This is a genomic window from Kribbella sp. NPDC056861 (assembly GCF_040687575.1).
GTDB lineage: Bacteria > Actinomycetota > Actinomycetes > Propionibacteriales > Kribbellaceae > Kribbella.
Window position 1 is genome coordinate 478097 of the sequence record NZ_JBFBNQ010000003.1, and the last position, 24553, is coordinate 502649.

The window sequence follows — 24553 nt, forward strand, 5'->3', positions numbered from 1 at the left end:
GCTACTTGGTGCCGAAGGAGTACGTCGTGCTGGACTTGTAGGTCTGGCCGGGGCGCAGGACCGTGGAGGGGAAGTTCGGCTGGTTGGGGGAGTCGGGGAAGTGCTGGGTCTCGAAGGCGAAGGCGTCGCCTTGGCGGTAGGCCTTGCCGCTGATGCCGGAGAAGGTGCCGTCGAGGAAGTTGCCGCTGTAGAACTGGGCGCCGGGCTGGTCGGTGTGCACGGTGATCGTGCGGCCGCTGTCGGGCTCCCAGAAGCGGGCGGCGACGCGCTGGCCGTCGGCGCCGGCCTGGCCGCTGAGGACGAAGTTGTGGTCGTAGCCACGCCCGATCACCAGTTGGGGGTGGTCGCCGCGCAGCCGCTTGCCGATCGCGGTCGGCTTGTTGAAGTCGAACGGGGTGCCGGCCACCGGGGCGAGCTCGCCGGTCGGGATCAGGCCGGCGTCGACCGGGGTGTACTTCGCGGCGTTCAGCTGCAGGACGTGCCCGTCGATCGAGCCCGAGCCCTCGCCGGCCAGGTTGAAGTAGACGTGGTTGGTCAGGTTCACGATGGTCGGCTTGCCGGCCACGGTCGCCAGGTAGTCGATCTTCAGGTTGTCCTGCTTGTCGAGCGTGTAGGTGACCGTGCTGGTCAGCGTGCCCGGGAAGCCCATCTCGCCGTCCGGGCTGACATAGCTGAAGGCGACGCCGACGGCCTTGGCGGTCTGCACGACCTTGGCCTTCCAGACCCGCTTGTCGAAGCCGGTGGTGCCGCCGTGCAGGGCGTTCTCGCCGTTGTTGACCGGGATCTGGTAGCTGGTCCCGTCCAGGGTGAACTTGCCCTTGGCGATCCGGTTGCCGTAGCGGCCGATGGTGGCGCCGAAGTACGGGCTGAGCGCCGCGTAGTCGGGCAGGTTGTCGAAGCCGAGGCTGATGTTGGCGGTGTGGCCGCGCCGGTCCGGGGTCTCGATCCGCTGCAGGGTGGCGCCCCAGGTGAGCATCGAGATGGTGACCCGGCCGTTGGTGAACGTGTAGACGTCCACCGTGGTGCCGTCGGGGGTGGTGCCGAACGGATCCTTCCGGATCTCGAGCCGGCCGTGACCGTGCTGCGAAGTCATGGCCGTGACCTTATCCGGCGCGGCCTCGGCCCCACTGGCCAGCGCCCCGGCGGCGGCAGCGCCGAGTCCGAGCGCGCCGGCGGTCCGCAGTACTTGGCGGCGAGGCAGGTTGTCTGACATGGAATCCCCTCATTCGTACTGGGCGGTCGTCGGCGGGAGAGCGTGCACATGGCCGACCCGGGCACTGTAAGCAGGGTTGTCCAGTGTTTGGAATAGTTTGTAACGGTTCGAATTCGTCCGATGACTGGCCGATACCGGCCAGCCGGTCGCGCAGGCTGACCGGATCGGTCCGGTCCGGGCCCGGATACAGCCTTATCACCGGCCGCTCCGGGCGCGCACGATGGAGCCATGACCAAGAAAGCGCTGCTCGTGATCGACGTCCAGGAATCGTTCCGCGCCCGGGAGAACTGGAGTGCGGTCAACCATCCCGACATCGCGGACCGGGTGAACCGGCTGGTGCGCGCCGCCCGCGCCAACGGCGACCTGGTCGTCTGGGTGCTGCACATCGAGCCCGGTACCGGCGGTGTCTTCGACCCGGCCAGTGGCGCTGTCCGCTACCTCGAGGGTCTCGAACCTGCCGAAGGTGAGCCGCAGGTGCGCAAGACCGCTCACAACGCGTTTACCACGACCAATCTGCAGCAGGTCTTCACTGAGAACGGCATCCAGGAAGTGGTGATCTGCGGGATCCGGACCGAGCAGTGCTGCGAGACCACCGCCCGGCTCGCGTTCGATCTCGGCTACGTGGTGACCTTCGTGACCGAGGCGACCGCCACCACGCCGCTGCCGCACTGGACGCTGCCGGCCGACGCCACCCTGGCCGAGGTGCTGGCCGATCCGCGGACGCTGTCGCCGGAGACGGTGGTCGAGCGGACGGAGTACGCGCTGGCGGGACGGTTCGCCATCATCCGGACACTCGACGAGGTGGCGCCGCCGGTCATGGCATCCTGACCGGATCATGCCTACCCGGGTCGTCTTCTTCCTGCTGCCGAAACTGCACCTGCTGGACCTCGCCGGTCCGGCCCAGGTGTTCTCGACCGCGAACGACCTCGGGTACGGCTACGACCTGACCTATGTCGCGGAGTCGCCGGAGATCCTGACCGCCCAGGGAGTGCCGATCCGGGCGCAACTGGACTGGCCGGAGCTCCGGCCGACCGACCTCATCGTCGTACCGGGCTGGCGGTCGCCGCGGCTGACGCCGACCCCCGCGATCGGCGCCGCGACCAAGCAGCGGCTCCGGGCCCACCATGCGGCCGGCGGGTCGGTCGCGAGCGTCTGCTCGGGGGCGGACGCGCTCGGCGCGAGCGGGCTGCTGGACGGCCGGCGCTACACGACGCACCACGAGCTGACCGACGAGCTCACCGCGCGGTACCCGAAGGCGACGATGGTCCGCGACGTCCTGTACGTCGAGGACGACCGGGTGATCACCTCGGCCGGGATCGCGAGCGGTATCGACCTGGCGCTGTACCTGGTCGCCTCGGCCCGCGGAGCCGAGGCGGCGGCGCGAGTCGCGCGCGAAATGGTCGTCTACGCCCGACGCAACGGCGACGAGCTGCAGGAGAGCGCGATGCTCCGCCATCGCGGTCACCTGAGCGACCTCGCGCATCGCGTCCAGGACATCATCGACAGCCGGTACGCCGAACAACTGCGGCTGGCCGACTTGGCCAGGGGAGTCGGCGTGAGTGAGCGGACGCTGACTCGCATCTTCACCCACGCGACCGGCCTCACGCCGCTGCGATACCAGCAGTTGTTGCGCTTGGAGCGCGCCGAGCACCTGATCGGCCATGGCTCGACCGTCGAGGCCGCGGCCCGCGCTGTCGGGTTCGAGGACGCCAGGATGCTCCGCCGACTGCGCTCCCGACCGCTCGCGGGGGTAGACGTAACTCCCCTGGCCCACGGGGCCTGACACTCCTGAGATCTCTCCTGCCGGCTACCACGCTCTAGGTAGAGCGGACAGGGCGTCCGCACGGGGGCAGCGAGAGGTAACCAGGATGAGCAGGGGATCAGGGACGGTGCGCGTCGCGCGCTGGAGTGCAACCCACCCATGGCGGGCGATCGGCCTCTGGCTGTTGCTCGTCGTCGTCGCGGTCGGACTGATGACCGCGGTACCCAAACAGACCACCAAGGCCGACGACACGTGGACCGGCCAGTCCGGTACGGCGTCCGAGCTGATCCGCGACGCCGGGCTGGAGGACAAGCCGGGCGAGACGGTTCTGGTCACGGATCCCGACGGCCCGCTGGACAAGGCGGCTGCCACGACGGCCTTCGCCCAGCTGCAGCAGAAGCTGAGCAAGGTCGATGCGGTCGACACTGTCGGCAAGCCGATCTGGGCGGAGAACGGCAAGGCCGCGTTGTTGCCGATCACGTTGAAGGGCAACGCGGACGATGCCGCCGACAACGTCGACAAGGTGCTTGCGGCAACCAATGAGGTGCAGCGGGCGAATCCGGCGCTGACGATCGCGCAGGCCGGTGGAGCCTCGCTGGACAAGGGGATCTGGAAGCAGGTCGGCGCCGATCTGGCGCGGGCCGAGAAGATCAGTCTCCCGTTGACCTTCGGCTTGATGCTGCTTGCCTTCGGTGCGCTGATCGCGGCCGGAATCCCTGTCCTGCTGGCGTTTTCGGCAGTCGGCGCGGCTCTCGGCTTCTACGCACCGCTGTCCTACCTGTTCCCAGACGGCGGCTCGGTGGCGAACGTCGTCCTGCTGATCGGAATGGCGGTCGGCGTCGACTACTCGTTGTTCTATCTCAAGCGCGAACGCGAGGAGCGGCAACGCGGCCACAGCACGGTCGACGCGGTCGAGATCGCCGCGGCCACGTCGGGACACTCGGTGGTTGTCTCCGGCCTCGCGGTGATCGTCTCGATGGCCGGTCTGTACGTCGCGCAGGATCCGGTCTTCTCCTCGATGGCCACGGCAACGATCGTCGTCGTCGCGGTGGCGGTGCTCGGATCGCTGACGGTGCTGCCCGCGCTGCTGGTCAAGCTCGGTCATCGGGTGGATCGCCCGCGCGTCCCGCTGCTCTGGCGACTCAATCGCCGGATCGGTCCGGGGGGCATCAGCCGCCGGATCCTGGCGCCCGTACTGCGCTTCCCGAAGGTCGCGCTGGGCGTCTCGGTGATCGCCGTGATGGCGCTCGCAGTACCGGCGTTGGGGATGAAGACCGAGCCGGGTGGGTTGAGCACGCTGCCGCAGAGCATTCCCGAGGTGCGTACGATGACCGCGCTGCAGCAGAACTTCCCGTCTCAGGGGATGGCGTACGACGTGGTTGCCAAGGGCAATAATGCGGCCGCTGGGCTGGCCGAGGTGCAGCGGGCCGCGGTGGCGAGCAAGGAGTTCGTGGTGACGCCGGGGAGCGAGATCCGGCAGGCGGGCGACACCGCGGTACTGACTGTGGTTTCGGTGCGGCCGGACACCAGCGAGGATGCTCGGGTGGCGCTGGACCGGCTGCGGAACGACCTGGTTCCGCAGGCATTGACCGAGGCGCAGTGGGCGGTCGGTGGGGAGACGGCGCAGTCGGTCGACTACGGGCAGCACCAGCGGGATCAGTTGCCTTATGTGATCGCGTTCGTGCTGATCCTGACGCTGGTGATGATGGCGTTCACCTTCCGCAGCCTGGCGATCGCGGTGGTGACGACGCTGCTCAACCTGGCGTCGGTGGCGGCCTGCTTCGGTGTGCTGTCGCTGGTCTTCCAGCACACCTGGGCCGAAGGGGTGCTGGACTTCACCTCACCCGGGTTCGTGGTGTCGTGGATCCCGGTCTTCCTGTTCGTCATCCTGGTCGGGCTGTCGATGGACTACCACGTGTTCGTCCTCGGCCGGATCCGCGAAGGGGTGCGGGCCGGGCTGACGCCGCAGGAGGCGGTGCGCAAGGGGATCACCGAGTCGGCCGGCGTGGTGACGAGCGCGGCGGCGGTGATGGTGTCGGTCTTCGCCGTCTTCGCATCACTCGGGATGATCGAGATGAAGCAGATGGGGGTGGGGCTAGCGGTCGCCGTACTGATCGACGCGACGCTGGTCCGGATCGTGATGCTGCCGTCGATCATGGTGCTGCTCGGCCGCAAGGCGTGGTGGCCGAACAAGCTGTCGGCGGCCCAGCCGGCGCCGGCGGACGACCGCGAGTTGGTCACGGTCTGAATGCCAGAAGGGCCCGGCGAGGTGCAACTCGCCGGACCCTTCTGGCGTTGGTGCTAGTGCAGGTTGTACGCGGCGGTCAGCTTGGTGATCGCGGTGACGAGATCACCACTGAAGGCCAGGTGCTCAGCGTCGGCGGTGAGCTTCGACGTGGCTTCGTCGAGGTTCTGGCCGATCTGGTCCTGGGCGATCCAGCGAGCGCCGGCGACGACGGCATCGTCCTGGTTGGACGAGTCCGCCTTGGTGAGCTGCAGGTACTTCGCGGCCTGGCCGAGGGCGGCCAGCGCGGCTGGAGCCTGCGGGCCGGACCAGTCCTTCACCTTCAGGGCCTGGTCGAGCTGAGCAGCGGCGAGTACGACGTTGGCGTCGCCCGAAGCCGTGCGCAGCAGGTCCCTGCGGGTGTCGGAGACGTTCTCCCGAGCAGCGGCCTGAGTCGTCAGACCCCAGCCGTACGGGTACTGCGGGTCGTAGGACGCGTCGCCGACGTTGATCGGCTGCTGTGCCTCCGACTTCGCCCAGGTCACCGGCAGCCGGCCGCTGAACGGCTTCTTGCCGAACAGCACGTCGGCGACACCGGCGCCTTCGGTACCGGGCAGCCAGGACGCGACCAGCGCGTTGATCTTGCCCAGCTGGTCGGCGATCACCTGCGGCCGGCCGGAGACGACCAGCACGACGCACTTGACCGCGGCGCAGACCTTGTCCACCGCGGCCTTGTCGGCAGCGGTCAGGCCGAGCGTGTGGCCGTTGTTGCCGACGTCGCCGATGCCCTCGGCGTACGGCTTCTCGCCGACGACGACCACACCGACATCGTGCCCGGCCAGCGGCGCCGAGGCGTCCTGGCTGAACGTTGCCGTCGGCGCCACCTGCTTGATCCCGTCCAGGATCGTCGTGCCGGTGGTGGTGTTGCCGGAGCCGCCCTGCCAGCTGATCGACCAGCCACCGAGCTGGTTGCCCAGGTCGTTGGCGTTGCTGCCGGCCACGTAGACCTTGGCGGTCGGTGCCAGCGGCAACACGTTGCCGTCGTTCTTCAGCAGCACCTGCGACTTGGCCGCGGCGTCCCGGCCGACCGCGCGGTTGGCCGGCGAGCCGACCGTGCCGAGCCGGGTCGGATCGGAGTACGGGCGCTCGAACAGGCCGAGCTTGAACTTCTCGGTCAGGATCCGGCTGACGGCGTCGTCGACCCGGGCCTGGGTGACCCGGCCGGCGGTGACCTCGGCGGTCAGGCCGGTGGTGAAGTCCTGGTAGTTGGTCGGCACCATGATCATGTCCAGGCCGGCGTTGATCGAGGTCCGGATGTCGCTCGGGTAGTCACCGGGCAGCTGGTCGATCGCGGCCCAGTCGCTGATCACGAACCCCTTGAAGCCCATCTTCTGCTTCAGCGTGCCGTTGATCAGCGCGGCGTTGCCGTGCATCTTCACCGGCGGGCTGACGGTCGCGCCGTTGTTATCCAGGATCTCGACACTCGAGTACGACGGCATCACGGTGCCGACGCCGAGATCGACCGAGGTCTGGAACGGCGACAGGTGGATGTCCTCGAGCTGCTGCTGGGTCACCTTGGTGATGCCCTGGTCGATCTTGTAGTTGCCGGTGCCGGACGACCCGTACGTCGTACCGCCGTCGCCGACGTAGTGCTTCGCGGAGGCGAGCACCTTGTTGTACTTGCCCAGCTCGCTGCCGTCGGCCTTGCCCTGCATACCGGTGATGACGCTGGCCATCACCTTCACCAGTGCGGGGTCCTCGCTGTAGCCCTCGTACGAGCGGCCCCAGCGGTCGTCGCGGACGACGCAGACGCAGGGGGCGAAGTCCCACGGGATACCGGTGGCCCGGACCTCGGCCGCGGTCACCTCGCCGGTCTTGCGGGCCAGCTCCTCGTCATGGGTCGCGCCGATCCCGATGTTGTGCGGGAGGATCGTCGCGCCGATCACGTTGTTGTGGCCGTGCACGGCGTCGACGCCGTAGATCAGCGGCACCTGCAGCCGGGTCGCCTGCGCGTTCAGCTGGAAGGTGTCGATCATGGCGGCCCAGGCGGCCGGCGTGTTCGGGGTCGGCACCGAGCCGCCGCCGGACAGCAGCGAGCCGAGCGCGTACGTCGCGATGTCGGTCTTCGACTTGAGCGCGTTCCGCTCGGCCTGGGTCATCTGGCCGACCTTCTCGGCCAGCGTCATCCGGCTGAGCAGATCCGCGACCCGGGTCTGCACCGGCAGAGCGGCGTTCAGGTACGGCAGGTCGTGGGCGTTGATCACCACCTGCGGGTTGGCCGGGGCCTTCGCGCCGGTGACGGTGAGCTCCAGCGGGATGGTCTCGGCGACCTCGGCGGTGGTGTCCCGCTTGGTGATCACCTTGACCTCCTTGGAGGCGCCGGACGGCGTACCGGCCGGGAAGGTGAAGGCGCCGGAGACCGGGCTGTAGTCGGCGGCTCCCGCAGTACCGGTTCCGGTGCGGTACTCGACGGTGACCGGCTCTTCGAGCGGGACGCCGCCGGTGGTGGTCAGGCTGAGCTTGACCTTCGCCGTGCCGCCCTCCTTGACCGGGTAGACGCCGGCGTCGGTGACGATCGCGGCCTTCAGCGCCGGGTCGGCCTTGCCGTAGACCTCGACCTGGTCGACCGCGAACTCACCAGGAGTCCCGACCGGCATGGTGATCGCGTAGCCCCACATCTGGGTCAGGTTCAGGATCTGGTCGATCCCGCCGACCGGCTGGTAGTCACCGCGGTAGCTGAGCTCGCTGAACGGGATCTCGACCAGGTGCCAGCCCTCCCAGTCGTCGGTGAAGCTGGTGTTCCACAGCTCGGAGGCCTCGGCGTTGGCGCCGCCGTCCTTGATCTCGAAGAAGATCCGCTTCCCGGAGCCGGGCGGCAGCGGCGCGGTGTTCTGCCCGTACCACCAGAACCGGATGCCCTTGTGCGCCGACCAGTTGCCGGGGTTCTGGTCGAACTGGACGTCGTGACTGAACCCGCCGTACCCGGAGATGTTGTACGACCCGTGCAGCACCTTGTCCCCGGCCGGCGCGTCGGCGCGGGTCTGGAACTCCATCGTCGGCGGGTCGTCCCCGTCGCTGCCCCACCCGAAGATGCCCGGGTTGGGCGGCGAGGCGAACGCCTCGGCCCCCTCGAACGCGGCCAGCACCAGCGGCGCCGGGTCGTCGGCCGCTGCCTGCGCGGCCACGCCGAGCGGCAGCAGCCCCGTCACCACCGCGGCCACCGTGATGAGAGTCGTACGTCGTCTGGGCGGGCGGAAACCAGGCCACCTGGGCATGGGCGACTCCTCAAAGTTCAGGCGCGCGCCTCACGCACGCGTCGCGCCCGACTCTCAGGCCTCCCCGGGCTTTGGTCAATACCTGGATGGTTCCGGAACTAGAGCGCTCTCATTCCGCAAGATTCCACCCGGATCAGCAGTTTCTGAGGTAAGCAGCACCCAGTACCTCGGGGCGCATGAACGGCCGCGGGCCGTCGGGGGAGTGGTGGAAGCGGACCAGTTCGACGGTGTCGATGGTGACCTGGCCGAAGTCGGTGGTGCGGTGTGCCCGGATCCAGTCGATGAGCTGGGTGGGATCGGGGAGGTCGGTGGTGAAGTGGAGGAGGTTGAAGTACCAGATGTCGCGGCCGTAGTCGCGTTCGTGCCAGCCGTCGTCGCCCAGCTCGTCGGCGAGTTGGGACATGAGGCGTGGTGCTTGGTCGTCCAGTGCTTCAGCTGAGGCCATCACTGTGCCGGGAGTAAGGGTGAGGCCGGTGACCGCGATCCGGGCCGGCCCGGCTGTTGCGGCGGCGCGCTCGATGGCGGCTTGGTAGCGCTTGATGACCGGCTCGTCGGGGTCGACCACTGGGCGGTAGTACTCGAGGGCTCGGACGGTGAGATGGGCGGAGCTGGTCTGTCCGGTTTGCCAGTGTCCGGGGCCGGCGAGGGCTGCTGCCTCCGCGGTCAGGTGGTCGAGCGTCTGGCTCAGGGCGCTGTCGGCGGGCGGGCGTAGTACGACGCTCACCGGCCAGCGGCCGCCCTCCACGGGTGGGGTGTCGCGCTGATGGGTGCCGTTGGCAATCAGCGGCGCGGCGGACTCGAAGAGCTGGTCGAACGTGCTGGGCGTGATGATCGGGTCCTCGGATTCAGAAGTCCTGGTGCGGTAATTGAGAAGGAATTCAGTGGGTGAGGTGCTGGACCGGCCGGGGCGCGCACCGGTTGGATGATGAGATGACAACAAGGTTTGGATTGTTCGTTCCGCAGGGGTGGAAGATGGATCTCGCGGGGTTCAGTGACCCCGTCGAGCAGTGGGAGGCGATGACGGCCGTCGCCAAGAAGGCCGACCAGGGGTCGTGGGACTCGATCTGGTTGTTCGATCACTTCCACACGGTGCCGGAGCCCAGCACCGAGAGCACCTTCGAGTGCTGGACCGCGACCGCCGCGCTGGCCCGCGACACCCAGCGGGTGAACATCGGGCAGATGGTCGGCTGCAACGGGTACCGCAACCCGGCGCTCTACGCCAAGATCGCGTCGACCGTCGATGTCGCCAGCCACGGACGCCTGTACGCCGGGCTGGGCGCCGGCTGGTACGAGCACGAGTGGAAGGCCTACGGCTACGAGTGGCCGGAGCTGAAGGACCGGATGGGCGCGTTCCGCGAGGCCACCGAGATCATCCACAAGATGTGGACCGAGGACGAGCCGGTCTTCAACGGCAAGTACTACTCGATCGACAAGCCGATCAACGAGCCGAAGGGCGTGCGCAAGCCGCACCCGAGCCTCTGGATCGGCGGTGGCGGCCCGAACGTCACGCTCAAGCTGGTCGCGAAGTACGCCAACGCGGCCAACATCGGCGGCGGCAATCCCGAGGTGATCCGGGAGAAGGCGGCAATCCTCAAGGGGCACTGCGAGGCGATCGGCCGGGACTACGACGAGATCATCAAGTCGACCGGGATCAACGCGTTCCCGATCGACCAGGGCGCCGACCCCACCAAGGCGACCGCGAAGGCGCTCGGGCCGATGGACCGCGAGCGGTTCGACCGGGACAACCTGATCGGCACCGAGGACGAGATCGCGCACAAGGTCGAGGCGGCCCTCGAGGCCGGCGCCGACTACGTGATCTTCTACGTCCCCGGCGTCGCCTACGACCTCGAGCTGGTCGACCGGATGGAACAGGTCACCAAGCGCTTCGCCTGAGCCGAGACAAGAGCGCGAACCTGAAAGTTCCTCAAGTAAGCGTTTGGCCAGAATGAAGCGACGCCACGGAGTCGGGGGGAGGAGCTCCGTGGCGTCGCCAGGGGCGCGCCTGGGGAGGGGTGGGAACTGGCGCGCCGGTCTAGGGGGAGATCAGCCGCCGAGGATGCCTCCGCCGAGGACACCGAGCAGGCCCAGCAGTGAGAGCAGGTTGCGGATCACCTGATCGACGGCCTTGACGCCGCCGGTCTGGAACGCGGTCACGCACTTCTGCAGCTGGTCCTGGGTCGGGTGGGTGATGGTCACCTTCTTCAGCTCCGACTGGCAGTACGTAGTGGCCTTGGTCAGCTCGCTCAGGGTGCTGCCGACCGTGCCGACGATCAGGCCGACCGACGTCTGCAGCTTCGCCACCACCGGCGGGACGGCCGGCGGCTTGGTGGTCGGGGGCTTGCTGGTCGGCGGCGTGCTCGGCTTCGAGGTCGGCGGCTTGGTGGTGCCGGGCGTGCTCGGCTTCGTCGTCGGCGGGCGCTTGGTCGGGCTGGTGGTCGGCTTGCCGTCGCCGCCCTGCACCACGCTCTTCGTCGGGGTCGGGCTCGGCTTCGTCGCGCCCGGGTAGGTCGGCAGGTCGACCGCCTGCGGCAGGTTCTCGTCGGCCGGGGCATCGACGTTCGGGTCACCGACCTGGCCGTTGGCCCGGTCGACCCCCTGGTCGTCGCCCTCGGTGCCGTTGCCGACGGCGATCCAGCTGCCCCCGGCGTACGCCTTGGCGATGCTGACCACGAGATCGACGTACTGCTGGGAGTGGTTGTAGCGCAGTACTGCGGCGTTGAGGTCCGAGGCCTTGGACAGGTTGCCGTTGCCCGAGCACAGGTAGACCGCGGTCGACATCGCCGCGTCGTCGATGTCCTGCGGGTTCTTCACGCCGTCGCCGTCGCCGTCGACCCCCATCGACTGCCAGGTCTGCGGGATGAACTGCATCGGCCCGACCGCGCGGTCGTACGCCGCGTCGCCGTCCAGCTTGCCGCCGTCGGAGTCGGTGATCTTCGCCGTGCTGATGCCGTCCAGCCGCGGGCCGAGAATGCCCGGGGTGGCGACCCCGTTGGTCAGCAGCGAGTTGCCGCCGAACCGGCCGTGGTTCGACTCGACCCGGCCGATCGCGGCCACCAGGGTCCAGGGCAGCTGGCAGGTCGGATCGGCCTGCGCCATCACCTGCTGGGCCCGCGAGTACGCCTTCAGCGCCGCGGTGGGAATGCCGTTGCGGGACAGGCCGGAGACCACCTGGGTCGGCTGCTCACCGGGATCGACGCCGTGGCCGATCGCACCGGGCACCGGCACGTTCGCCGGGTCGCCGATCGCGGTCTTCGGCACCACCACCGGGTTGTTCCTGGACAGCCCTTGCTCCAGCGCCGCGGTCGCGACCGCCGGGTCGTCCGTGGCGCTGACGGTGAACGCGCTCGCGAACAGCGCCAGCGGAATCAGCGGCGCCACCTGACGCCACCCGCCTCCGCCTATGGCGCGACGCTTGCCCTTCGCCATCGATGATCCCCTCCGTGACTCATCGACCTGCCCCGCCCCCACGCTGCGGACAAATCTTGCGATCTCCTGCCGGTGACCGTCCGTTGAAGGTCTAACGCCCGGGCCGTGCGTGGGGTTACGTGATGGGCGCTGAGAGTGCACGGTCGGTTACCGGGTTCCTATACTGGCGCGTAACAACGCACAAGTGAAGCCCCCGGACGCTGCTGACTCGAAGAAGTGCCCGATCGGGTCACGGTCCCCGCCCACTCGGCGTACTGGTCTGTCGGGGAGAATGGCCGCCGTGCCCGACAACACCTCGCAGTCCGCCACCCTGTTCGATCGCGCCTCCGCCGTCACGCCGGGCGGGGTGAACTCCCCGGTCCGCGCCTTCCGCGCGGTGGGCGGGACACCGCGCTTCATGGCCTCGGGTGACGGATGTCACATCACCGACGTCGACGGCAACACCTACCTCGACCTGGTCTGCTCCTGGGGACCGATGCTGCTCGGCCACGCGCACCCGGAGGTGACGGCCGCTGTCCAGGCGGCGGTCAGCCGCGGTACGTCGTACGGGACGCCTACCCAGCCGGAGGTCGAGCTGGGCGAGGAGATCGTCGCCCGTACGCCGGTCGACAAGGTGCGGCTGGTCTCGTCCGGCACCGAGGCCACCATGTCGGCGCTGCGGCTGGCCCGCGGCGCGACCGGCCGGGCGAAGATCGTGAAGTTCGCCGGCTGCTACCACGGTCACGTCGACGCGCTGCTGGCCCAGGCGGGCTCGGGCGTCATCACCCTCGGCATCCCCGGTACGCCGGGTGTCACCGAGGCAACGACCGCCGACACGATCGTGCTGCCCTACAACGACCAGGCGGCGGTCACCGCGGCCTTCGCGCAGTACGGCGACCAGATCGCCGCCGTCATCACCGAGGCGTCGCCGGGCAACATGGGTGTCGTCCCGCCGCTGGACAACTTCAACGCCTTCCTGGCCAAGACCTGCAAGGACAACGGCGCGCTGTTCATCTCCGACGAGGTGATGACCGGCTTCCGGATCACCAAGTCCGGTTGGTACGGCGTCGACGGTGTCGTGCCCGACCTGATGACTTTTGGCAAGGTGATGGGCGGCGGCTTCCCGGCGGCGGCGTTCGGCGGCCGGGCCGACCTGATGGCCCACTTGGCGCCGGAGGGCTCGGTCTACCAGGCCGGCACCCTCTCCGGGAACCCGATCGCCACCACGGCCGGCCTGACCACGTTGCGGCTGGCAACCGACGAGGTCTACGCCAGGCTCGACCAGACGTCGAACACCATCCAGCGGCTGGTCGCGACGGCGCTGGACAAAGAAGGTGTGCCCTATGTCATCCAGAACGCCGGGAACCTCTTCAGCGTCTTCTTCGTGGAGTCCTCGGAAGGTACTGGACAGATCCGGGACTTCGCCGGGGCTGGCGCCCAGGTACTCCCCAGGTTCGCCGCGTTCTTCCATGCCATGCTGGACGCCGGCGTCTACCTGCCGCCGAGCGCCTTCGAGGCCTGGTTCGTGAGCGCGGCGATCGACGACGACGCGTTGGCCCAGCTCGAGACCGCACTGGCGTCCGCTGCTCGCGCAGCGGCGGCCGTAGAGAACTGAAGGGACCGGCAGTGACCGAAACGACGGTCGTGCACGTGATGCGTCACGGCGAGGTGCACAACCCGACCGGAGTGCTGTACGGCCGGATCCCCGACTTCCATCTGTCCGAGCTCGGCCGCAAGATGGCCGACCGGGTCGCCGAGCACGTGGCCGGCCGGGACATCGTGCACCTGGTCAGCTCGCCGCTGGAGCGGGCCCAGGAGACGATGGAGCCGATCGCGACGACGCTCGGGCTGACCCCGGACATCGACGAGCGGGTGATCGAGTCCGCGAACCTGTTCGAGGGCAAGAAGTTCGGTGTCGGCGACGGCGCGCTGCGCCGGCCCAGCGCCTGGTGGCTGCTGCGGAACCCGTGGAAGCCGTCCTGGGGCGAGCCCTACGCCCAGGTGGTCCGCCGGATGCGGGACGCGATCGAGACCGCCCGGCAGAAGGCCGCCGGGCACGAAGCGCTGATCGTCTCGCACCAGCTGCCGATCTGGATCGTCCGGTCCGCGGTCGAGAACCGCCGGATGCTGCACGACCCGCGCAAGCGGCAGTGCAGCCTGGCCAGCCTGACCTCGTTCACCTTCCACGGTGACGCGATCGTCTCGGTCGGCTACGCCGAACCGGCCAAGGACCTGCTGCCGGTGAAGAACCCGAAGAAGTTCACCGGCGGCGCGTGATGGGTTTCATCCGTACTGCGTCCGTCGCCGCCGTCGTCGTGATGGCGGCCACGGCCTGCTCGTCCGGCCAGGACGCCCAGGACAGCCGGCAGGGCCAGACCGGGTTCGTCAGCGGCAGCGGCCGGGTCTCCAGCTTCGCGCCGGCCGACCGGGAGAAGGCGCCCGACTTCAAGGGCACCACGCTCGACGGCAAGCAGTGGAACTTCTCCGACCAGGCCGGCAAGGTCGTCGTGCTGAACGTGTGGGGATCGTGGTGCCCGCCGTGCCGCAAGGAGGCGCCGGACTTCACCGCGGCCGCCAAGGAGCTCGGGTCGAGTGTGCAGTTCATCGGCCTGAACACCCGCGATCTGGACCCGGCGCCGGCGAAGAAGTTCGTCGAGGCCTTCGAGGTGCCGTACCCGAGCATCTTCGACCCGGCCGGCAAGCAGTTGCTGCTGTTCCGCGGCCAGAAGATCTCGACGGTGTCGATCCCGGCGACGCTGGTGATCGACAAGCAGGGCAAGGTGGCCTCCCGGGTGGTCGGCGAGGTCTCCAAGACCACCCTGCTCGAAATGGTGAAGGACGCGAGTTGACCTGTGGGTGAGTGGTTCGCCCAGTCGATGACTGGTTCGATGCTGGTGGCACTGCCGATCGCAGTGCTGGCCGGTGCTATCTCGTTCTTCTCACCCTGCGTGGTCCCCTTGTTACCGGGCTACCTGTCCTACGTGACCGGGTTGTCCGCGGCCGAGCTCGGCTCCGAGCGGCGCGGCCGGATGCTGGCCGGGACCAGCTTGTTCGTGGCCGGCTTCTCCGCGGTCTTCATCCTGACCGGGGTGCTGTTCGGTGCCGCCGGCAACGCTCTGATCGAGCACCAGGCCGTGATCACCAAGGTGCTCGGCGGTGTGACCGTCGTGCTGGGGCTGGTTTTCCTTGGTGGCTTCGGGTTTCTGCAGCGCGACGTCCGGGTGCACCGGGTGCCGGCGGTCGGGATCGCGGCGGCGCCGTTGCTCGGCGTACTGTTCGGCTTCGGCTGGACGCCGTGTATCGGGCCGACGCTCGGCACGGTGATGAACCTGGCGGCGAACGAGGGCAGCTCCGGGCGGGGTGCGATCCTGGCGCTGGTGTTCAGCCTCGGGCTGGGCATCCCGTTCATCGTCGCCGCGCTGGCCTTCCGCCGGATGCTCGGCGCGGTCGCCTGGGTGCGCAGGCACCAGCTGCTGGTCATCCGGATCGGCGGCGTACTGATGATCGCCGTGGGACTACTGCTGCTGACAGGAGTGTGGGACTCGATGACCGCCGATCTCAGGCAATGGGTCGCCAACTTCGGATCGGCGGTCTGAGATGGCGGACGTCAAGGACCGGGTCGACACCCCGACCCCGCCGCCGGACCTGCCCAAGCTCGGCCTGATCGGCTGGTTGCGCTGGACCTGGCGGCAGCTGACCTCGATGAAGACCGCGCTGGTGCTGCTCTTCCTGCTCGCCCTGGGCGCTGTCCCGGGGTCGCTGGTGCCGCAGTTGCCGGTCGACCCGATCAAGGTGGCGGACTTCTACACCGCGCATCCCGACCTGGCGCCGGTCTACGACAAGCTCGGCCTCTTCGACGTCTACAAGTCGGTCTGGTTCTCGTCGGTCTACCTGTTGCTGTTCATCTCCCTGATCGGCTGCGTGGTCCCGCGCCTGCAGGTCTATCTGAAGGCGATGCGGGCCCGCCCGCCGAAGGCACCGCGCAACCTGAACCGGCTGCCCGGGTTCCAGTCCTTCGAGACGGACCGGAGCGAGGCCGAAGTACTGGCTGCCGCCGGGGTCGAGCTGCGCAAGCGCCGCTTCCGGGTCGAGTCGTACGACGGATCGCTGGGCGCCGAGCGCGGTTATCTGCGCGAGGCCGGCAACCTGCTCTTCCACTTCTCGCTGATCCTGGCCCTGCTCGGCATCGCCTGGGGCTCGCTGTTCGGTTACCGCGGCACCGTGCTTGTTGTCGTGGGCAACAGTTTCTCCAACTCGGTGGCGCAGTACGACGACTTCACGCCGGGCCGCGCGTTCAAGCCGGACGACCTGCCGCCGTTCTCGCTCACCGTCGACGCCTTCAAGGCGACCTTCCAGACCGACGGCCCGCAGAAGGGCGCGGCCCGGTCCTTCGACGCCAAGCTCACCTACCAGGTCACGCCGGAGTCGCCGGAGCTGAAGAGCGACCTGCAGGTGAACCACCCGCTGTCGGTCGACGGCACCAAGGTGCACCTGCTCGGCCACGGCTACGCGCCGAAGGTGACGGTGCGGGACGGCAAGGGCGAGATCGCGTTCTCCGGGCCGGCGCCGTTCCTGCCGCAGGATGCCAACTTCTCCTCCTTCGGGGTGGTGAAGGCACCGGACGCCCGGCCCGAGCAGCTCGGCTTCGAGGGCTACTTCCTGCCGTCCGCGGTGATCGACGATCTCGGACCGCGATCGATCTTCCCCGAGGCGCTCAACCCGGCGCTGGTGATGACCGCGTACTACGGCCGGCCGAGTGTCGAGACCGGCAAGCCGGAGTCGGTCTACCAGCTGGACAAGTCGAAGCTGACCCAGTTCGACAACGGCAAGGACGACAAACTGCGGTTCCAGCTCGGCCCCGGGCAGAGCATCACGCTGCCCGACGGCCGCGGCTCGCTGACCTTCGACTCGTACGAGCAGTGGGTGAAGCTGCAGATCAGCCACACCCCGGGACTGAACCTCGCGCTGGCCGGCATCCTGCTGATGATCCTCGGCCTGATGGGCTCGCTGTTCATCCATCCCCGGCGTACCTGGGTTCGGGTCCGGACCGAGGATGGGCGTACCGTTGTCGAGGTCGCCGGACTCGATCGGGGACCGGAGCGTGGCCTCGGCGACGAGATCGACGCGATCGCAAAGATCCTGAACCAGAAGCAGGAGCAGGCATGACATCGGCGACCCTCGCATCCGTCTCCAACCTGTTGATCCCGACAGCGACGGTGGTCTACTCGCTGGCGTTGATGTCCCACGCCGCCGAGTGGTCCAGTGGTCTGCGGGTGACGCCGAAGGCCGAGAAGAAGGTACTGGTCGGGGCCGATGGCGCCGAGGTTCCTGCTGACGTTGACGTGGTGGATGCCGATGTGGCCGCAGGCCGGTCGGGGTTCGCCGAGAAGGCCAGCCGGATCGGCGTACTTCTGACGATCCTGGCCTTCGTCTTCCACGCCGGTGGCGTGCTGACCCGTGGACTCGCCGCCGGGCGGGTGCCGTGGGGCAACATGTACGAGTTCTCGATGACGGCCTCGCTGGCGGTCGCCACGGTCTACCTGGTGATGCTCAAGCGGCAGAAGCTGCAGTGGCTCGGGCTTGGTGTGACGTTCGTGCTGGCCGGGACGCTCGGCCTCGCAGTACTGGCGTTTTATGTGCCTGCCGGTGACCTGCTGCCCTCGCTGCACTCGTACTGGCTCGTCATCCACGTGTCGGCGGCTGCGATCGCTGGTGGTGGCTTCACCGTCGGTGGCCTGGCCTCCGTGCTCTACCTGATCAAGAACCGCGCCGAGCGCCGCTCCGCCGAGACCGGCAAGTCGATGTCGGCCGCGCTGCTGCGCGTCCCGTCGTCGGCCGCGATCGACGCGGTCGCCTATAAGGTGCACGCGTTCGCCTTCCCGCTGTGGACGTTCGGCGTGCTCGTGGCCGGCCCGATCTGGGCGTACTACGCCTGGGGCCGCGCCTGGGGCTGGGACCCCAAAGAGGTCTGGTCGCTGGTGACCTGGGTCGTCTACGCGGCGTACCTGCACGCCCGCGCCACGGCCGGCTGGCGTGGCCGCCGCGCCGCCATCGTGGCGATCGTCGGCTGGTTCGTCTTCCTCTTCAACTTCATCGGCGTCAACCTGCTGCTGTCCGGCTTCCACGCCTACTCGGGGCTCTGAGATGAAGGAATTCGCCATCTACACGGGCCTGCGGCTGGCCCTGTTCGTCGTCTCGTTCGGCGTCCTCTACCTGGCCTTCCACACCTGGCTGAGCGCCTGGCCGATCGCCCTGGTCGCGCTGCTGATCACCTCGATCCTCTCCCTGTTCGTACTGCGCTCCGCCCGCGAACGCCTGGCCCGCAAGATCGAGTCCCGCGCCGACCGGATGACGTCGCGGATCGAAGCGGCTCGCACCGCCGAGGACGAGGACTGAGCCCGAAGCACTCACTGGGTCTGGCTCAGCAGCAGATCGCCCAGGGTGGTTCGCCAGTAGAGGACCTCGCGCGCTGAACGGCGTCGCTGGATCGCGCCGGCCTCCCGCAGGGTCTTGAGATGGTCGCCGACGGCGCCGAGGGACATTCCGGTGAGGGCGACGAGTTGCGTCGTGCTCATCGGTGAGTCCAGCCGGGTGAGCAGCGTGGCCCGGCCGCGGCCGAGCAGGTTGGCCAGCGCGTCCGGGGTCGGCGCGAGGTCCTGGGTGAAGACGCCGGTGACCGGGTAGACGATGCCGAAGCGGGTCTTCTCGTCCCACATCGACCAGCCGCGGCCGGGGCAGTGGGCGGGGATGAAGTAGAGGTCGGTGGCCAGGTGCAGGTCCTGCGGCGGGTAGCCGTAGGTGTTGATCTGCAGCTCGCCGCCACCGAGCCAGCGCATGCCGGGGCGCATGTCGTCGATCACCGAGGACCAGCCGCCGGTGGCCAGTCGTGAGGTGCGGGCGACCACGTCGGAGCGCAGTACTCGGCGGCGTCGGTCCCAGTCCGGCTGGACTGTTTGGGTCCACACCCAGCTGACGAGTTCGGCCGCGGCGTCCACCAGGACCCGGTCGGTCGGGGAGGACGCCGTGAGGATCGGGGGCAGCTTGGCCTGGCGTACGTCGTACAGGTGGGTGCGGAGTTGGTCATCGGTATAGCTGCCGAACGTCTCGAGTTCCGCCTCGAAGGGCAGTCCCAGTCGCCGTGGTGCCCGGGTGAGGAAGTCGGCGGTCCAGCCGGGGCCGAAGGAGTGCTCGGCGATCGCGGCGGTGACGGGCAAGGCGTCGAGCATCGCCTGGAACGCGGGGAGGTGCCGATCCCGCCACTCCCGTTGCCAGGGCTGGGTCTGGCCGACGGCGAGCAACCTCAGGGCGCCGACCGTCTCGACCATCTCGGACAGGCCGAACGAGCTCCTGGCCAGCAGGTCCGCGTTGATCCGCCATATGCCCATGTTTCGCCTCCTGACGAAACTCTACGGATCTCGGCAGGTCGCCAACACGCTGAGGTCATGCACACCTACCAAGACCTGCTGCGCGTGCGGGAGTTCCGCGCGCTGTTCCTCGGCAACTGCGCCACCGTCGCCGGGATGACGATGTCCGGGCTCGCGCTGGCCACGCTGGTCCAGGAGCGAACCGGGTCTCCGCTGCTAACGGCGCTGAGCCTGTTCGGCGCCGCGTTCGCCAGTGTGGTGGGGTCGATGACCCTGATGTCGGCGGCCGACGGGCTCGCTCCGCGGCGCGGATTGTCCTTGCTGGCGGCGGTTTCGGCGCTCGCGGCCTGCGTTCAGGCGATCCCCGGGCTGCCGGTCGGCTGGCGGATCGGGGTGGTCGTCGGGGTCGGCTATCTGTTCTCGATCGGCGGCGGTCTGCGCTGGGGACTGCTCGGCGACCTGCTGCCGGCCGAGAGCTACGTGCTCGGCCGGTCCCTGATGAACGCCTCGGTCGGCGCGATGCAGATCGCCGGCTTCGGCCTCGGTGGTCTGCTGCTGCAATGGCTCTCGCCGACCCAGATCTTCGCCACCTCGGCTGCTCTGGCCGTCACTGCCGCTGTCGTACTCCGGTTCGGCCTCCGCGAGCGCCCGGCGCGATCGGATCACCGACCCGGCCTCCGGCGTACGTGGGTCGTCAACCGCCAGTTGCTCGCCGACCCAAGCCGCCGTGCTCTCTACTTGGCCATGTGGATCCCCAACGGCCTCGTGGTCGGCGCCGAGGCCCTGTTCGTCCCGTACGCCGGGCACTCCGCCGGGCTGCTGTTCGTCGCCGGGGCGATCGGCATGCTCGCCGCTGACGTCGGGGTCGGCCGCTTCCTCAAAGCCCACTGGCGGGTGCGGCTGGCGCAACCGCTCCAGGTGCTGCTGGCCGTGCCCTATCTGGTGCTCTTCTTCAAGCCAGGACTCCCATTGGTGGCGGTGCTGGTCTTGATCGCTTCGGTTGGGTTCGGTGCCAGCCTGCTGCTCCAGGAGAGATTGGTGGAGCTCACCGCCCCTGAGGTCCGCGGCCAAGCACTCGGTCTGCACAGCGCCGGACAGTCGACCATGCAGGGCGTGGCGGCCGTGATCGCCGGCCTGATCGGCGAGGTGCTGGCGATCAACCTCGCGATGGCCGTGATGGCCGTCCTTTCGCTGCTGATCACTGCTGGGCTGACCCGCGGAGTTCAGCGCGCGATCCAGGCGGGACGTGCTGATACCAGCGCCGAACTGGTACACACAGTGACGTAGGCCACGCACAAGTTTCTCCGAAAATCATTTGTGCATTCCTTCACATGAGTCGTAACGTGGTGGATGAAACGAAACCGTTTCGTTCTATCAGCTACCAACCAACTACTCAGGGTGATGCGCAGATCATGACCGATGTCGCCGATGCAGGGCCACGCCAGCGGCCGCGGGTCGAGGGTGGCCGCGAGGAAGAGCTGCTCGACGCGACCGTCGAGGTGCTCGCCGAGCTCGGCTACGACCGGCTGACGATGGACGCGGTGGCGACGGCCGCCAAGGCCAGCAAGGCGACGCTGTACCGGCGCTGGTCGACCAAGGCGGAGCTGGTCGTCGACGCGATCAGCCGGGCCAAGGGGTGTCCGGTGCCGACCGGCGTCGACACCGGCAGTCTGCGCGGCGACCTGATCGCGATGTCGTGCGGTGAGGACGGGTTCACCGCCGAGATGCCGATGTCGGTGATGGCCGGTCTGCTGACCGCGCTGCACCGTGACGAGGACCTCAAGAAGGCGTTCCAGGAGCAGTTCCTGGCACCCCGGATCGCGGTCACCAGCGAGATCTACCAGCGCGCTGTCGAGCGCGGTGAGATCGCCGCCGACGTCGACATCGCGATGCTCTCGATGACGCTGCCCGCCGTCGTCATCCACAACGCCTTCGTGCTCGGCGTCGAGCCGACCGACGACTTCGTCCTCCGGGTCATCGATCACGTCATCCTGCCTGCGGCGCGGGGGTCGCAGGTGAGCTGAGCCGGCCAGTGCCGGACCAGCCAACCACCAAGCCAGTAACACCCAAGAGGGGATTTTCCAGCATGTCTGAAGACGTCATCAGGGCCGACTCGCCAGGGGGGCGACCGGTCGACACGGTGGCCGAACCGGGAGCCCACGGCCACCGCAACCTCGGCATCGCGCTCGCGCTGATCTCCATGGCGCAGCTGATGGTGGTGCTCGACGGCACCATCGTCAACATCGCCCTGCCGCACATCCAGAAGGACCTCGGCTTCAGTGACGCCACCCTGCCGTGGGTGGTCAACGCCTACGCGCTGGCCTTCGGCGGTCTGCTGCTGCTCGGCGGCCGGATCGGGGACATCCTCGGCCGTCGCAAGGTCTTCATTTTCGGCGTCGTGCTGTTCGGCGTCGCCTCGTTCGTCGGCGGCATCGCGCAGAGCGAGGGCGTGCTGCTCGCCAGCCGGATCCTGCAGGGTCTCGCGGCCGCGGCGGCCTCGCCGAACGCGCTCGCGCTGATCACCACCACCTTCCCGGCCGGCAAGGAACGCAACCGGGCGATGGGCGTGTACGCCGCGATGTCCGGCGCCGGCGCCGCTGTCGGCCTGATCCTCGGTGGCGCGCTGACCGAGGCGTCCTGGCGCTGGACCTTCTTCATCAACACCCCGATCGGCCTGATCGTCGCGGTGCTGGCGCTGCGGTACCTCGGTGAGTCGGCTCGCCAGCACGGCAAGTTCGACCTGCCGGGCGCGATCACCGGCACGGTCGGTCTGACCTCGCTGGTCTACGGTCTGACCAACGCCGGCACCAAGGGCTGGGGCAACGCCGGCACGCTGGCGTTCATCATCGGCGGCGTACTCGTGCTGGCCCTGTTCCTGGTCATCGAGTCCCGCTCGAAGCACGCCCTGATGCCGTTCCGGATCCTCGCGAACCGGACCCGCGGAGTCAGCTTCTTCGTGATGCTGGTGGTCGGCGCGGCGATGTTCTCGATGTTCTACTTCCTCGGCATCTTCATCCAGAACGTGCTCGGCTACAGCGCGCTGAAGACCGGTTTCGCCTTCCTCCCGTTCAGCGTCGGCATCGTGATCGCGGCCCAGGTCGCCTCGACGCTGATCGCCCGGATGGACCCGCGCTGGATCTCCGGAGCGGGCAGCCTGCTGATGGCGGCCGGCATGTTCGGCTTCAGCCGGCTCGAGGTGGACTCCAGCTACCTGACCCACCTGCTGCCGTTCATCGTGGTGCTGGCCTTCGGGATGGGCCTCATCTTCGTCCCGCTCACCCTGACCGCGGTCAGCGGAGTCGCGAACGAGGACTCCGGGGTCGGTTCGGCGGTGCTGAACACGGTCCAGCAGATCGGTGGTGCGATCGGCCTGGCGCTGCTCGGCACCCTGTCGGCCAACGCGATCAAGGACAAGTTCGCCGAGCTCACCCCGGGCCTGGCGAAGGCCTCGCAGGCCGCGCCCGACCAGGCCGGCGTGCTCGCGAAGCAGGCCACCGCCGTGGCCACCACGCACGGCTTCACCACCGCGTTCTTCGTCTCGGCGCTGATCGGCGTCGGCGCGGCGATCGTCACCCTGGTCGGCCTGTCGGTCAAGCACCAGGACCTGGCGGGTGACACGAGCAAGCCCGTGCACATGGGCTGACGCTCCTGAAGACGCGAAGGGCCGCTTCCCGGGAGGGGGAAGCGGCCCTTCGTTGTGTCTACAGGGGTTTGCGCATGATGATCTCGCGGTGGACGCCGTCGGGCATCAGGTCGCCTTCCAGATCGGTGTCGGCGAAACCGCTGCGCAGGTAGAGGGTGTGCGCCCTGTCGTTGCCATCAGCAACGGATAGCTGGAAGGTGCTGGCGCCGGCCTCGCGGGCGGTCTGCTCGACCTTGGCCAGCAACTGGTCGCCGATGCCGCGACCCCGGCCGGCCGGGGCGATCCACATCGAGACCAGCTCGACCACGCCGTCCTCGCCGCTCTGCAGGCCGCTGGCCATGCCGACCGGCGTACCGTCCAGCACGGCGACGAAGTTGTGTGACGCAGGCAGGCTGAGCCGCGCCCGCCAGCGCTCCTCCTCGGCATCGACCCAATCGGCCAGCCGCGAACCGAACGCGTACGGCGCTTCCTCGAGGGCGGCCAGCCGCAGCTCTCGCCAGAGCCGCCAGTCGTCAGGGGTGAGTTCCCTCAGTTCGATCACCCCGCCACCCTCTCGTGCCGGCGAGGTTGCCTTCAAGCCACTATCAGCCGCTGTCAGCGGGGCGGGAACTTCGAGGAGACCCAGTCGCGGACGCCGCCGAGGCCCTCGCCCATGTCGCGGACCAGCTTGGCCAGCGGGTCCTGGGAGCGGGCGAACGAGTCGGAGTACGACTTGGCCGCGTTCCTGGCCTCCTGCGACATCGAGGCGTCGCCGTCGTCCTGCCGCTTCGGGTAGGTGCCGGAGACGATCTGGGTGTACTCGCCCTCGTCCACCCAGCGGCGCAGTTCGTGCGCGCGGATGACGGCCAGCGGGTGCGTCTGCGCCTCGAGCAGCAGCAGCTTCAGCACGCTGTCGCGCAGGTCGCCGGAGCTCTCGTACTCCGTGCCCTGGGCCAGGAAGGCAGTGGTGTCGAGCTGGTCGAGCTGCCCGCCGCTGGCGAGCTTCATCTGCACGCGCAGCGCTGCAGCCGGATCCTGTACCGCGAGCAGCCCGGCCCGGTCGCCGGACAACTCGGCCTTGCGGGACCACTCGTGCAGCGCGGCGATGATCGCGCGCAGCCCGAAGGCGCCGATCGGCATCCAGTTGACCGCGCCGGTCAGCCGCATCAGCCAGAGCAGCAGGGACTGGTAGAGGGCGTGACCGCTCTGCGCGTGCCCGAGCTCGTGGCCGAGGACGAACCGGGTCTCCTCGTCGTCGAGCCCCTGCACCAGGGCGCTGTTCAGCACGATGAACGGCTTGTCCATGCCGATCGTGATCGCGTTCCAGATCGGGCTGTTGGTGACGTACAGCTCGGGCAGCTTGCGGACGTCCAGGGTGGTCGCGGCCTCGGTGTAGAGCCGGTGGATCTTCGGGAACTGCCGCTCGTCGACCCGGATCGCCGAGCCGAGGAACTGCAGCCGGAAGGCGCGCTCGTTGATCAGCCCGGACATCTTCCGCAGGACGAAGTCGAAGCCCTTGAGCTGCCGCAGGGCGACCAGCGCGCCCCGGTCGGCAGGGTGCTCCCAGGCCCGCGAGCTGATGTCGGTCAAGGTCGCCCGCTGCCGCGTCGGCCGCTCGTCGTTCTCGCTCATCGTTCCCCCACCGGGTCGTTGTGTGGCGTCCAACCTAGCTCGCCAGGGGTCCGGTT

Annotated in this window: 21 protein-coding genes; 14 read left to right on the forward strand and 7 right to left on the reverse strand. The window is 68.7% G+C overall.

Annotation, left to right across the window (positions count from 1 at the left end):
* Nucleotide 1: 1 nt before the first annotated feature.
* Nucleotides 2–1213: an aldose epimerase family protein gene (locus AB0P21_RS16045; RefSeq protein ID WP_363697275.1), complete on the reverse strand. Its 1212-nt coding sequence runs from the start codon at nt 1211–1213 to the stop codon at nt 2–4.
* 228 nt (nt 1214–1441) lie between these two features.
* Here AB0P21_RS16045 and AB0P21_RS16050 point away from each other — a divergent pair, with 228 nt between their 5' ends.
* From AB0P21_RS16050 to AB0P21_RS16060, 3 genes are all read left to right on the forward strand, one after another.
* Complete coding sequence (locus AB0P21_RS16050; protein WP_363697277.1) at nt 1442–2041, forward strand: cysteine hydrolase family protein; 600 nt, start codon at nt 1442–1444, stop codon at nt 2039–2041.
* Between the two features lie 7 nt (nt 2042–2048).
* Nucleotides 2049–2996 (forward strand): DJ-1/PfpI family protein, encoded by a 948-nt coding sequence (locus AB0P21_RS16055; RefSeq protein ID WP_363697279.1) that lies wholly within the window; start codon nt 2049–2051, stop codon nt 2994–2996.
* A gap of 85 nt (nt 2997–3081) precedes the next feature.
* Entirely contained in the window at nt 3082–5223 is a 2142-nt protein-coding gene (locus AB0P21_RS16060; RefSeq protein ID WP_363697281.1) for an MMPL family transporter, read from the forward strand.
* Between the two features lie 53 nt (nt 5224–5276).
* On the opposite strand, the gene AB0P21_RS16065 is transcribed toward AB0P21_RS16060, so the two are convergent.
* The gene (locus AB0P21_RS16065) at nt 5277–8474 is read right to left on the reverse strand and encodes a glycoside hydrolase family 3 N-terminal domain-containing protein (protein ID WP_363697283.1); all 3198 of its coding nucleotides are present in this window, start codon (nt 8472–8474) and stop codon (nt 5277–5279) included.
* Nucleotides 8475–8607: 133 nt separating this feature from the next.
* Complete coding sequence (locus AB0P21_RS16070) at nt 8608–9414, reverse strand: hypothetical protein (RefSeq protein ID WP_363697285.1); 807 nt, start codon at nt 9412–9414, stop codon at nt 8608–8610.
* Between AB0P21_RS16070 and AB0P21_RS16075 the strand changes: the two genes are divergently transcribed.
* Nucleotides 9405–10367, forward strand: a complete 963-nt coding sequence (locus AB0P21_RS16075) for an LLM class F420-dependent oxidoreductase (RefSeq protein ID WP_363697287.1) — start codon at nt 9405–9407, stop codon at nt 10365–10367. The genes AB0P21_RS16070 and AB0P21_RS16075 overlap by 10 nt on opposite strands.
* Nucleotides 10368–10517: 150 nt before the next feature.
* Here AB0P21_RS16075 and AB0P21_RS16080 read toward each other — a convergent pair whose 3' ends face one another.
* The gene (locus AB0P21_RS16080) at nt 10518–11900 is read right to left on the reverse strand and encodes a lytic murein transglycosylase (RefSeq protein ID WP_363697289.1); all 1383 of its coding nucleotides are present in this window, start codon (nt 11898–11900) and stop codon (nt 10518–10520) included.
* Nucleotides 11901–12171: 271 nt separating this feature from the next.
* Between AB0P21_RS16080 and hemL the strand changes: the two genes are divergently transcribed.
* Genes hemL through AB0P21_RS16115 form a run of 7 tightly spaced genes read left to right on the forward strand, consistent with a single transcriptional unit; the run spans nt 12172 to nt 18275 of the window.
* Entirely contained in the window at nt 12172–13494 is a 1323-nt protein-coding gene (gene hemL / locus AB0P21_RS16085) for a glutamate-1-semialdehyde 2,1-aminomutase (RefSeq protein WP_363698429.1), read from the forward strand.
* A gap of 38 nt (nt 13495–13532) precedes the next feature.
* A complete protein-coding gene (locus AB0P21_RS16090) occupies nt 13533–14156 on the forward strand; it encodes a histidine phosphatase family protein (protein WP_363698430.1) in 624 nt (207 codons plus the stop codon).
* Nucleotides 14156–14728: a TlpA disulfide reductase family protein gene (locus tag AB0P21_RS16095; RefSeq protein ID WP_363698432.1), complete on the forward strand. Its 573-nt coding sequence runs from the start codon at nt 14156–14158 to the stop codon at nt 14726–14728. Before AB0P21_RS16090 ends, AB0P21_RS16095 begins: the two co-directional genes overlap by 1 nt.
* A gap of 27 nt (nt 14729–14755) precedes the next feature.
* Nucleotides 14756–15475, forward strand: coding sequence for a cytochrome c biogenesis protein CcdA (locus tag AB0P21_RS16100; RefSeq protein ID WP_363697291.1), 720 nt, complete (start codon nt 14756–14758; stop codon nt 15473–15475).
* 1 nt (nt 15476) lies between these two features.
* The gene (locus tag AB0P21_RS16105) at nt 15477–17045 is read left to right on the forward strand and encodes a cytochrome c biogenesis protein ResB (protein WP_363697293.1); all 1569 of its coding nucleotides are present in this window, start codon (nt 15477–15479) and stop codon (nt 17043–17045) included.
* Nucleotides 17042–18022: a c-type cytochrome biogenesis protein CcsB gene (gene ccsB / locus AB0P21_RS16110; protein WP_363697295.1), complete on the forward strand. Its 981-nt coding sequence runs from the start codon at nt 17042–17044 to the stop codon at nt 18020–18022. Before AB0P21_RS16105 ends, ccsB begins: the two co-directional genes overlap by 4 nt.
* Before the next feature lies 1 nt (nt 18023).
* The gene (locus tag AB0P21_RS16115) at nt 18024–18275 is read left to right on the forward strand and encodes a DUF4229 domain-containing protein (RefSeq protein ID WP_363697297.1); all 252 of its coding nucleotides are present in this window, start codon (nt 18024–18026) and stop codon (nt 18273–18275) included.
* 11 nt (nt 18276–18286) lie between these two features.
* Here the strand turns inward: AB0P21_RS16115 and AB0P21_RS16120 are convergent, their stop codons facing one another.
* Nucleotides 18287–19264, reverse strand: a complete 978-nt coding sequence (locus tag AB0P21_RS16120) for a winged helix-turn-helix domain-containing protein (RefSeq protein ID WP_363697298.1) — start codon at nt 19262–19264, stop codon at nt 18287–18289.
* 57 nt (nt 19265–19321) lie between these two features.
* On the opposite strand from AB0P21_RS16120, the gene AB0P21_RS16125 reads away from it, so the two are divergent.
* The 3 genes from AB0P21_RS16125 (at nt 19322) to AB0P21_RS16135 (ending at nt 22886) form a co-directional block, all read left to right on the forward strand.
* A complete protein-coding gene (locus AB0P21_RS16125) occupies nt 19322–20530 on the forward strand; it encodes an MFS transporter (RefSeq protein ID WP_363697300.1) in 1209 nt (402 codons plus the stop codon).
* A gap of 125 nt (nt 20531–20655) precedes the next feature.
* Complete coding sequence (locus AB0P21_RS16130; protein ID WP_363697302.1) at nt 20656–21267, forward strand: TetR/AcrR family transcriptional regulator C-terminal ligand-binding domain-containing protein; 612 nt, start codon at nt 20656–20658, stop codon at nt 21265–21267.
* Nucleotides 21268–21329: 62 nt separating this feature from the next.
* Complete coding sequence (locus AB0P21_RS16135; protein ID WP_363697303.1) at nt 21330–22886, forward strand: MFS transporter; 1557 nt, start codon at nt 21330–21332, stop codon at nt 22884–22886.
* A gap of 58 nt (nt 22887–22944) precedes the next feature.
* Here the strand turns inward: AB0P21_RS16135 and AB0P21_RS16140 are convergent, their stop codons facing one another.
* On the reverse strand, nt 22945–23427 hold the full coding sequence (locus AB0P21_RS16140) for a GNAT family N-acetyltransferase (protein WP_363697305.1): 483 nt from the start codon (nt 23425–23427) through the stop codon (nt 22945–22947).
* Between the two features lie 53 nt (nt 23428–23480).
* Nucleotides 23481–24497 (reverse strand): M48 family metallopeptidase, encoded by a 1017-nt coding sequence (locus tag AB0P21_RS16145; protein WP_363697307.1) that lies wholly within the window; start codon nt 24495–24497, stop codon nt 23481–23483.
* Between the last annotated feature and the right edge of the window lie 56 nt (nt 24498–24553).